Genomic DNA, 9,817 nt, shown 5'->3' with positions numbered 1-9,817 from the left:
TCCAGGACAAAACACCCGCCTCGCATTCAATCTCGACAAGGCCGTGTTCTTCGATCCGGAAACACAGGCGCGGATCGCGTGAGGGCCAGGTGCTAACATGAGCAGTTCACCTGACATCGTCATCATCGGTTCAGGCGTCGGCGGCGCCACGGTCGCGGCCGGCCTGGCCGTGACCGGTGCGAAGATATTGATCCTCGAAGCCGGTGATCAGATCGCCGATCTTCCGGTCAACCGCGACCAACGCGCGATCTTCCAGCGGGGATATTTTCGACCGAAGGAAACCTGGTACGAGGCAAGCGGCAAGGGGTTCAATCCCGGCAACTACTACAATGTCGGCGGGAATTCGAAGTTCTATGGCGCAGTATTGTCGCGTTATCGCAGCCAAGATTTCGACGTCATCCAGCACCGGGAGGGTGTGTCGCCGGCCTGGCCGTTTCCGTATGAAGCGCTGGAGCCGTGGTACTGCCTGGCGGAACGCATCTATCAGGTTCGCGGCAGTCTGGGTGAAGATCCCACCGAACCGCACCACTCGGCGGCCTACGAGTACCCGCCCGTCCCGGACGAGGCGCCGATCGCCGATATCAGGGCGCGCCTCAAGCAGAAAGGCCTGCATCCGTTTTCCCTACCGCTCGGCCTCGATCTTGACGCCTGGCTCTCCAAAGCACCCACGCCATGGGATGCGCATCCAAACGCACGCGACGGCAAGATGGACGCCGAGACCGCAGCCCTCGCAGTGGCGCTGAGACACGAGAACGTGCGGCTCGAAACCAATGCGCGTGTGACGAGGCTCGACACAGGAGCGGGGAGCCGGATCGACCGGGTGACCTATGTCAAGAATGGGCAGACGGTGACTGTTTCGCCAGAGATTGTGATCCTTTCTGCCGGGGCGGTGCAGTCGTCCGTGCTTTTGCTGCGTTCGAAAAACGACGGCTTCCCAAGGGGGCTGGCGAACTCTTCCGACCAGGTCGGCCGCAACTTCATGAACCACAATGCCTCCGCGGTCATCGGGGTCTCGCCGCGGTTCAGGAACACCTCCATCTACCAGAAGACCTTTGCCTTCAACGATTTCTATCTCTCCGACGGGGAGGGAGGGCCACCCCTCGGCAACGTCCAGCTCCTGGGGCGCATCTCCGAAAGAGTTCTCAAGGGCTCTCTGCCGCAGGCTCCGGAATGGCTTTTGCGCTTCATCACAACCCATGCCATCGACTTCTATGCGATGAGCGAGGACGTTCCCCATCCGGAAAGCCGCGTCATGGTGGATGGAGATCGGATTATTCTCCAATGGCAACGAACCAACTGGGACGCTCATCTCGCACTTGTCGCCAAGCTTAAGGCGATCCTGAAGTCGATCGGGTTTCCGATCGTGCTGGCGAGGCCCTTCGACAAGCGCACGCCCTCGCATCAATGCGGAACGATCCGCATCGGAAACGATCCCGCGACTGCGCCGCTGAACGCGTATTGCCGGTCTTATGATCACGAAAATCTCTTCGTCGTCGACGCCAGTTTCCTCCCCACATCGGCCGCGGCGAATCCTGCGCTCACCATCGCCGCCCAAGCGCTGAGAGTGGCAGATCACATCGCGTCGGGGGACTTTGCAGGCAAGACACAGGCACTGGCGGGCGCCAGGCCGGATGCAACAGGACAGTAAAATGGGATTCGATTACATCATCACTGGCGCCGGTCCCGCAGGATGCGTGCTGGCAAATCGGCTGAGCGAAGATCCTGATGTCAGCGTCCTCCTGCTGGAAGCGGGTGGAGGCGACTGGAATCCTCTTTTTCACATGCCCGCGGGCTTCGCCAAGATGACCAAAGGCGTCGCCAGCTGGGGATGGGAAACCGTTCCCCAGAAACACATGAAAGGTCGCGTGCTTCGCTATACGCAGGCAAAGGTCATCGGTGGCGGCTCGTCGATCAACGCACAGCTCTATACGCGCGGAAATGCGGCGGATTATGACCTCTGGGCTCGTGAAGACGGTTGCGAGGGCTGGGACTATCGTTCGATCCTTCCCTATTTCAAACGCGCGGAGGACAATCAACGCTTCGCTGACGACTATCACTCCTATGGCGGTCCGCTGGGCGTCTCGATGCCGGCTGCGCCGCTGCCGATCTGCGACGCCTATATCCGTGCGGGGCAGGAGCTCGGCATTCCCTACAATCACGACTTCAACGGCCGCCAGCAGGCGGGCGTGGGATTTTATCAGCTGACGCAGCGCAACCGCCGCCGGTCATCGGCATCGCTCGCCTATCTTTCGCCGATCAAGGACCGGAAGAACCTGACGATCCGGACCGGCGCGCGCGTCGCGCGCATCATCGTGGAGGGAGCCCGTGCGACAGGCGTCGAGATTGTGACCTCGCGCGGCTTAGAGATCGTGCGTGCCGAACGCGAAGTATTGATTTCGTCGGGCGCCATCGGATCGCCGAAGCTGCTTTTGCAGTCCGGCATAGGACCGGCCGACCATCTGCGCTCGGTGGGCGTCAAGGTGCTCCACGATTTGCCGGGTGTCGGCGGCAACCTCCAGGATCACCTGGATCTTTTCGTCATCGCCGAATGCACGGGCGATCACACTTATGACGGCGTCGCAAAACTCCACCGGACCCTTTGGGCTGGGATTCAATACGTCCTGTTTCGGACCGGACCGGTTGCCTCGTCGCTCTTCGAGACTGGCGGCTTCTGGTACGCCGATCCTGAAGCCCGTTCTCCTGATATCCAGTTCCACCTCGGCCTGGGTTCGGGCATCGAAGCGGGTGTCGAACGGCTCAAGAATGCCGGCGTGACGCTCAACTCCGCCTATCTGCATCCGCGCTCGCGGGGGACGGTGCGTCTGTCATCCTCCGACCCGGCTGCCTCTCCATTGATCGACCCCAACTACTGGTCCGATCCGCACGACAGGACAATGTCCCTCGAAGGGCTGAAGATCGCACGCGAGATCATGCAGCAGGCGGCGCTGAAGCCCTATGTCATGGCCGAAAGGCTTCCCGGACCGAAGGTCACGACCGACGAGCAGCTTTTCGACTACGGCTGCGCCAACGCAAAGACCGACCATCATCCGGTTGGCACCTGCAAGATGGGAAGCGGACCCGACGCGGTTGTCGGGCTTGATCTCAAGGTCCATGGCCTGGAAGGCCTCAGGGTCTGCGACTCATCCGTCATGCCGCGCGTGCCGTCATGCAATACCAACGCTCCGACGATCATGGTCGGCGAAAAAGGCTCGGACCTCATTCGGGGCTTGCCTGCACTTCCATCTGCCATCTTCGCCTACGAACGCAACGATACGCGGCCTCGGGCTCGCGCCGAAATCCGGTAGGTCATGTCGAGAGGAGAGACGACAATGTCTGAAGTCAGAGTTGCAGTGCTTGGCGCCTCGGGCTGGATGGGAAAGGTCCACACGATGGCCTACCAGACCTTTCCGCACTTCTTCGGAGTGTCGGACGGAACGGCACGGATCGTCGCTCTCGTCGAAGGTCCCTCGAAGACAGCCGGGGATCTTTCTCACAGGGCGCCTGGTGCAAGAATTCTTCAGGATTGGAATCTCGCGGTCGCTGATCCGGATGTCGATCTGATCGATATCTGCCTGCCTGACCACCTCCATTACCCGGTGGCCAAGGCGGCCTTGCTGGCCGGCAAGCATGTCTATTGCGAGAAGCCGTTGGCAAACACCGCCGCCGAAGCGCGGGAACTGGCCGACATCGCCAGGGAAAAGGGTGTCGTTACCCGTGTTGGACACGCCTTTCCTCGGAATCCCGTCCATGATCTGGCGAAAGACATCATTCAATCCGGCGAAATCGGCGAGATCAAGCTGTTCCGCGGGTGCCAGCACGTCGACATGTATGGCGATCCGAACGCGCCCTTCATGTGGCGGGCCGACGGAAAGCTCGCGCCGACCGGGATCGTCGGTGATACCGGCTCGCACATCTTCAGCTTCATGGATTTCCTGGTCGGCCGCGTCAGTTCCCTGATCGCCGACAATCTCATCGTGACGCCGCGTCGGCCTGTCGTCGAGGGCCTCGCCTATGGCGAGCAGGTGAAACTGACAGGCAACGAGTCCTGGGCTGATATCACCAACCCCGATGCGACGAACCTGCTGTGCCGGTTCGAGAACGGTGCCGGCGGGATCGTCGATTTCAGCCGTGTCGCGACCGGCCGGAAGTTCATGCAGACCTATGAAATCTATGGAACGAAAGGCAGCATCGCTTATACCTATGACGAGATAAACCGGCTGCGCTTCTATTCCAACGATGATCGGACGGGGCGGCGCGGCTTTCGGGAGATCGACGTGGGTCCGGAAAATCCCACCTTCAGGGCTTTCCTTCCTCTGCCGAATTTCGGCCTGGGCTACAATGAAAGCAAGATCATCGAGGTGGCCGAGGTGATCCGCTCGATCGTTGCAAACAGGCCGATGTGGCCGACATTCGATACTGGCCACCACATCTGCCAGATCGTCGACGCATGCATGGAGTCCTCCCGGCAAAAACGCTGGGTCGACATCCCGCTGGCTGAACGCCGATGACCATAGACGTTCCGCAGGAAATTCTTGACGCACTGACCGATGTCGACATGCCACGGCTCCCAACCGAGCCCGCCCCTTCGGACGTGGTCCGGTTCGCCGGCATCGAGGCGCCGATCTATCGAGCCGGTTGCGTCGTCGTCGGATCCGGCGCGGCAGGTCTGCGAGCCGCAGTGGAAATGAAGCGGCGTGGCGATCAGGTCGTTATCGTCAGCCAAAGCGCGTGGGGTGGAACCTCGGCCTGTTCGGGATCCGACAAGCAGACCCTTCACACGGCAAATACGGCGGATCAGGGCGACAATTACAAGGCAATGGCCCGAGCCATCCGCAGCGGCGGTGCGATGGACGAGGACACGGCCTATGTCGAGGCTGTGGGCTCGTCGCGGATGATGGCATCGCTCCAGTTCTTAGGCCTGCCGCTGCCGCAAGATCCGCTGGGCGGGACGCTCAGATATCAGACCGACCATGACGAGGTCGGCCGCGCCACCAGTTGTGGCCCCCGCACCTCCCGCCTGATGGTCAAGGTGCTGGCCGAGGAGGCGATCCGGCTCGGAGTGCCGTTTTTCAACCAGACCACGGCGGTAAAGATCCTCACCGAGGGCGCTGGCGCTGACCGCCATGTCGTCGGGATAATCGCCATGCGCGCCACTGATCGTACGGAGGAGAACCCGCTGGGCATCGCGCTGTTCGTCAGTGGGGTGATCGTGCTCGCCGCCGGCGGGCCGGGCGAACTCTATCGCGACAGCGTTTATCCCAACGGCTGCTTCGGCTCTCTCGGATTGGCACTCGAGGCAGGCGTCGAACTCGTCAACCTGACCGAAAGTCAGTTTGGCATCGGAACACGCAGGGAAGGGTTCCCGTGGAATCTGTCGGGCACCTATGTCCAGGCGATCCCGCATATCTACTCGCTCGATTCCGAAGGCGCCGAGCACCATTTTCTGGCAGAATACTATCGCAGCACGCAGGAGCTGGCGTCGAACGTCTTCCGCAAGGGCTATCAGTGGCCATTTCACGCGACGCGCATGCTGGACTTCGGCTCGAGCCTGGTCGACCTTGCCATCTCCAGCGAAACCGCCGCCGGGCGCCGCGTCTTCATGGATTTCAATCGCAATCCGCTACCCGTGCCGGGCGACCTGCCGTTCAGCCCGGAGAGACTGGATGAAGACGTCCGCAACTATCTCGGCAAGGCCGGCGCCGACCAGGACATGCCAATCGATCGATTGAAGCATATGAACCCGCTGGCGATCGAGATCTACCGCCGCTACAAGATCGATATCGCCGAGGAGCCGCTGGAATTTGCCGTTAACAACCAGCACATGAACGGCGGCATCATGGTCGACTGCTGGGGCCGCAGCAGTCTCGGCGGCTGTTACGCGGTCGGAGAAGCAGCGGGCACACACGGCGTGACGAGGCCGGGTGGAGCGGCGCTCAATGCCGGACAAGTCTTCGGTACGCGCGCGGCAGAGCACATCAGCGCGCGCGGCAGGGCGAAGCGGTCGGCCGCAGAGGACATAGCCGATATCGCAGAGGCGGGCATCGCCGACCTCCTTGCAGTCCTTCGGACCGAGAGCCTGCTCACCGTCAAATCGATCCGTTCGCAAGTACAGGCGCGAATGAGCGAAAAGGCCGGCATCATCTGTGATCAAGAAAGCGTGGGCCGGGCTTTGATCGAAGCGCGCAAACTGAACGCTGAAATCCACGCGAACGGCATTGCCTACGGTCGCGCAGCGGAGGCCGTTCGAGGCGTGCAATGGCGCCATATGGCGCTCGCCTCGGAAGCCGTGCTCAGCGCGCTTGATTTCTTCATTCGCAATGGAGGCGGCAGCCGCGGGGCGCGCGCGATATGCGATGCGGAGGGCGAATCGCTTCCGCTGGCGCGCTCAGGACCGTTGCAAGATTATCGCTTTCGGAAGGAACGCGAAGCGCACCGCAAGGAGCAGATCGTCGTTCGGCTTGATGGCGATGAGATCAGGCTTTCAACCCGTCCGAACCGCACGTTGGATGAAAGCGCCAAGTCCTTCTTCGAGCGAGACTGGCCAGCCTGGCTGACAGGCCGCATCTACGATCTGGGCGCGGACAAATGAGGCGATGCCGGTAGGCGTCACTTCGAGGCGGAACCGTGCGGCCGATCAATCGGGATTCGGAACCGGCGGCGGAACCCGTACGCGCTCCGTGTCGTCGGAGCCTTCGGCGATGGCTTCCTCGCTTTTGCGCACGTGCCTCGGCGGGTCCTTTCCTTCGACAGGCTTCGGCGACAGCTGGTCGTCGGCCTGGATCTCGTCGGTGTTCAGGTAGTTCTTGCTTTCGCCCATGGCGTTACTTCCGGTTGGAGAATTGTGGGGCAGGGATGCCGTCCCGCGCTTTGGGCTAACTCTCGGCGACGTGACAGGTTCCCTCGTTCCCCACGGCTCACAGGTCGGCTCCGGCTTTGAAAACGTCGAGCTCGACCATGACGGGCGCGTGATCGCTCGTATGCTCCCAGCCGCGCGGTTTTTTCCGGACGGTCGCCGATCGAAGCCATGGGGCGACCGCCGGACTGAGCAAGAGATGGTCGATCCGAAGCCCTGCATCGCGTTCGAAGCTGTTCCGCCAGTATTTCCAGAAGGTGTAGATACGCTCTCCCGGATACAGATGCCTGACGGCATCGGTCCAGCCCTGGGCGACGAGATCAGCATAGGCCTTGCGTACTTCCGGCCTGAAAAGGGCATCGTCCAGCCAGCGTTCCGGCTTGTATACGTCGATCTCCGTCGGCATGACGTTAAAGTCGCCGGCCAGGATCGAAGGCACATCGAGCTCGAGGAGTTCGGCGGCGTAGGCCTGTAGACGGCGAAACCAGCGCAGCTTGTAATCGAACTTTGCTCCTGGAAACGGATTGCCGTTGGGAAGATACAGGCATCCGATCAGGATGCCGTCGACGGCAGCTTCGATATACCGGCTGTGAGTATCGTCAGGATCACCGGGAAGACCGCGCCGCGTCGGGATCGGTGTCTTGCCCCTTGCCAGGATCGCTACCCCGTTCCAGGATCTCTGTCCATGCCAGATGGCGCCGTAGCCGGCTCGTTCGATCTCCTTTCGCGGAAACCTGGCATCGTCTGTCTTCAATTCCTGGAGGCAGACCACATCAGGGGCGTCCTCCTTGAGCCAGCGCAGCAGGATGTCTAGCCGCCCATTGATCCCGTTGACATTGTAGGTTGCAATCTTCACGATGCCCTCGGAAATCAAAGCACGGACGGGCTATCGAAGCGCTCCTGAGTTTCGTCCTCAGGAAATCGCCGCCCGCAATCGTCCTAATGGAGGCGGCTCTCCACACTGCAATGGCCGCCGGTCGAATCCCCTGGGGGGTGATCGAGCGAGCCGACTGTTATTTGGCTCCTCAACGCGTCGCGCCGAAGACGAAGGCAATGCCGGCGACGATCGCTGCGGCTGTCAGCGGCTGCCGGCGTATGCGATCCTCGAGGTCATGGACGAATGTGCGTGCTTCCGCCTTTGCCAGGCGGGCTGTTCCAGAAGCCAGCTCCGAAGCAGATTCAGCCATCCGACCGGCTTCCTTCTGAAGCGCGCGCATTTCTTCGCGGTCCACATCAAGTCCTTCGGAGGAGCGGGCGGTTTCACCGCTTGAATCCAGGGCTTGATCCACGAGTGGAATCTCCTCGTCCAGCCTGGTGGGATCCGGCTCCCGCTTCACACGCTCAGCTGCCTCGATGTCGCTGCGGCCGGCAGGAATGGAGGTGTGGGTGGCCGACACCGGGTCGGACGCCGGAAAGGTATCCTCGATTGCTTTGTCGAGTTCGCCTTTTCGGGCCTGCTTCCGCTGCTCTGCCTGCTCTTTTCTCATCGACTGGACTGCGGGGGAGTCATTCGGATTTGCCATTGGGGTTTCCTCTGTTGCACTTCGACAATCAAAGCGACGACAGGCAAAGAAGTTCCATAAATGCTGCCGCGCTTAACACCGAAAGGATTGAACAGAGGTCAGCAAATTCGCGCTTACGATGACATTGCACGGCCTTTTTCCGATGACGAGCATTGCAATCGGGGCAAGCCGGACCAAAGTCTTGCCGGCGCCTACTACCTAGGTCGGTTGCATTCTTTACGCGGAACAGCGAGAAATCTCATACGTCACATATTGAGCCGCGAGGAACGGACGAACGAGGCTATGGCATGAGTATCCGGAAACGCGATTTTCTAAGATTGGGCAGCGGCGCCGCGGTCGCCCTCGTCGCTGCCGCATTGCCAGCCAGTTTGAATTTTGGCGGTTCCCTTCCTGTTCTGGGGTTGGACTTTGCGCAGGCAAAGGACGGCAACAACGGGAATGGCAATGGTAATGGTGGAGGGAATGGCAACGGCAACGGCGGCGGCAATGGCAACGGGGGAGGGAATGGCAACGGTGGCGGCAACGGCAACAGCGGTTCCGGGAATGGCAATGGCGGTAATTCCTCCGGTGGTGGAGGATCTTCTACCTCTAGCACAGGATCGTCAGCAGGATCGGGAGCGAAAGCGACAGCAACGTCCGATGGCTCGATCGACGTCCGTCATTCGAATGGCATCACTGAAGTCCTGCAGCGCGGTCGCTACATTATGAAGGACTCGAAGGGCCGGACGATTATAAATCGACAGGCGACGGCCAACGATGCCCGCCGGCTGAGCCGCCTTCTTCGCTGAAGCATGATAGTCGGGCGATAAGCTTTTTCAGCGCCGTTCGCGCCACTGTAGAGCCGCTTCGGTCCGGTTTGAGGCGCCGAGCTTGCTGAGGATTTGGGTCATATGGTGCTTCACGGTCTTTTCCTGCAGGTTGAGACGCAAGCCGATATGCTTGTTTGACAGGCCCTGAGCGACAAGATCCATCACCTCGCGTTCCCGTGGCGTCAGGCTGTTTTTGTCGGAGGTTCCGCCATTCAAAGAATTTTCCATGACTTTCGCCGACATCGTCGGCGAGATATATCGCGAGCCGCGCAAAACGGTTTGGATCGCTTCGGCGAGGCCACGTGAACCAACACCTTTGAGAACATAGCCCATCGCGCCCCGTTGCAGAGCTCCCAGTAAAGTGTCTACCTCCTCGGATACCGTTAACATCAGCACTTTCGTTGTGGGGCTACGCGCCAGGACGTCACTGATCGCCGACAGTCCGCCGCCGGGCATCGAGACGTCGAGGAGCATGACGTCGGGGTGGTTGTCCGAAGCGATCATCGCCGCGTCATCGCTGCTGGCCCCCTCACCAACGACGATAAAGCCGCTGATCTCCGACAGGCTGCGCGTTACACCCTCTCGAAAAAGCGGATGATCGTCCACGACGCCGATGGTGATTGCTGTCATCC

At 60.9% G+C, this 9,817-nt stretch carries 9 protein-coding genes; 5 read left to right on the top strand and 4 right to left on the bottom strand.

Going from position 1 to position 9,817, the window contains the following annotated elements:
- Positions 1-97: 97 nt before the first annotated feature.
- Genes OLZ32_RS35730 through OLZ32_RS35715 form a run of 4 tightly spaced genes read left to right on the top strand, consistent with a single transcriptional unit; the run spans position 98 to position 6,589 of the window.
- Entirely contained in the window at positions 98-1,648 is a 1,551-nt protein-coding gene (locus OLZ32_RS35730; RefSeq protein ID WP_264425054.1) for a GMC oxidoreductase, read from the top strand.
- 1 nt (position 1,649) lies between these two features.
- Positions 1,650-3,305 carry a GMC family oxidoreductase gene (locus OLZ32_RS35725; protein WP_003547644.1) on the top strand — a complete coding sequence of 552 codons (1,656 nt, stop codon included), beginning with the start codon at positions 1,650-1,652 and terminating at the stop codon, positions 3,303-3,305.
- Between the two features lie 24 nt (positions 3,306-3,329).
- A complete protein-coding gene (locus OLZ32_RS35720) occupies positions 3,330-4,508 on the top strand; it encodes a Gfo/Idh/MocA family protein (RefSeq protein WP_264425052.1) in 1,179 nt (392 codons plus the stop codon).
- Positions 4,505-6,589, top strand: coding sequence for an FAD-dependent oxidoreductase (locus OLZ32_RS35715; protein ID WP_264425050.1), 2,085 nt, complete (start codon positions 4,505-4,507; stop codon positions 6,587-6,589). Before OLZ32_RS35720 ends, OLZ32_RS35715 begins: the two co-directional genes overlap by 4 nt.
- Positions 6,590-6,634: 45 nt before the next feature.
- Here OLZ32_RS35715 and OLZ32_RS35710 read toward each other — a convergent pair whose 3' ends face one another.
- From OLZ32_RS35710 to OLZ32_RS35700, 3 genes are all read right to left on the bottom strand, one after another.
- Positions 6,635-6,817: a hypothetical protein gene (locus OLZ32_RS35710; RefSeq protein WP_003547647.1), complete on the bottom strand. Its 183-nt coding sequence runs from the start codon at positions 6,815-6,817 to the stop codon at positions 6,635-6,637.
- 97 nt (positions 6,818-6,914) lie between these two features.
- On the bottom strand, positions 6,915-7,709 hold the full coding sequence (xth, locus tag OLZ32_RS35705) for an exodeoxyribonuclease III (protein WP_264395750.1): 795 nt from the start codon (positions 7,707-7,709) through the stop codon (positions 6,915-6,917).
- A 169-nt stretch (positions 7,710-7,878) separates the two neighbouring features.
- Positions 7,879-8,376 carry a hypothetical protein gene (locus OLZ32_RS35700; protein ID WP_264395749.1) on the bottom strand — a complete coding sequence of 166 codons (498 nt, stop codon included), beginning with the start codon at positions 8,374-8,376 and terminating at the stop codon, positions 7,879-7,881.
- Between the two features lie 287 nt (positions 8,377-8,663).
- Here OLZ32_RS35700 and OLZ32_RS35695 point away from each other — a divergent pair, with 287 nt between their 5' ends.
- Positions 8,664-9,164 (top strand): hypothetical protein, encoded by a 501-nt coding sequence (locus tag OLZ32_RS35695; RefSeq protein WP_003547650.1) that lies wholly within the window; start codon positions 8,664-8,666, stop codon positions 9,162-9,164.
- A 27-nt stretch (positions 9,165-9,191) separates the two neighbouring features.
- Here the strand turns inward: OLZ32_RS35695 and OLZ32_RS35690 are convergent, their stop codons facing one another.
- Positions 9,192-9,815: a response regulator gene (locus OLZ32_RS35690; protein WP_003547651.1), complete on the bottom strand. Its 624-nt coding sequence runs from the start codon at positions 9,813-9,815 to the stop codon at positions 9,192-9,194.
- Between the last annotated feature and the right edge of the window lie 2 nt (positions 9,816-9,817).

The sequence above is a fragment of the Rhizobium acaciae genome, assembly GCF_025941625.1.
Lineage (GTDB): Bacteria > Pseudomonadota > Alphaproteobacteria > Rhizobiales > Rhizobiaceae > Rhizobium > Rhizobium acaciae.
The sequence above is the reverse complement of the archived record's forward strand: the minus strand, read 5'-3'. Positions and strand labels throughout refer to the sequence as shown.

Excerpts from the sequence above, each read along its gene's own strand:
- OLZ32_RS35710 (WP_003547647.1), bottom strand. The coding sequence starts at position 6,817 with ATGGGCGAAAGCAAGAACTACCTGAACACCGACGAGATCCAGGCCGAC.
- OLZ32_RS35695 (WP_003547650.1), top strand. The coding sequence starts at position 8,664 with ATGAGTATCCGGAAACGCGATTTTCTAAGATTGGGCAGCGGCGCCGCG.
- OLZ32_RS35690 (WP_003547651.1), bottom strand. The coding sequence starts at position 9,815 with ATGACAGCAATCACCATCGGCGTCGTGGACGATCATCCGCTTTTTCGA.
- OLZ32_RS35725 (WP_003547644.1), top strand. The coding sequence starts at position 1,650 with ATGGGATTCGATTACATCATCACTGGCGCCGGTCCCGCAGGATGCGTG.
- OLZ32_RS35730 (WP_264425054.1), top strand. The coding sequence starts at position 98 with ATGAGCAGTTCACCTGACATCGTCATCATCGGTTCAGGCGTCGGCGGC.
- OLZ32_RS35715 (WP_264425050.1), top strand. The coding sequence starts at position 4,505 with ATGACCATAGACGTTCCGCAGGAAATTCTTGACGCACTGACCGATGTC.
- OLZ32_RS35720 (WP_264425052.1), top strand. The coding sequence starts at position 3,330 with ATGTCTGAAGTCAGAGTTGCAGTGCTTGGCGCCTCGGGCTGGATGGGA.
- OLZ32_RS35700 (WP_264395749.1), bottom strand. The coding sequence starts at position 8,376 with ATGGCAAATCCGAATGACTCCCCCGCAGTCCAGTCGATGAGAAAAGAG.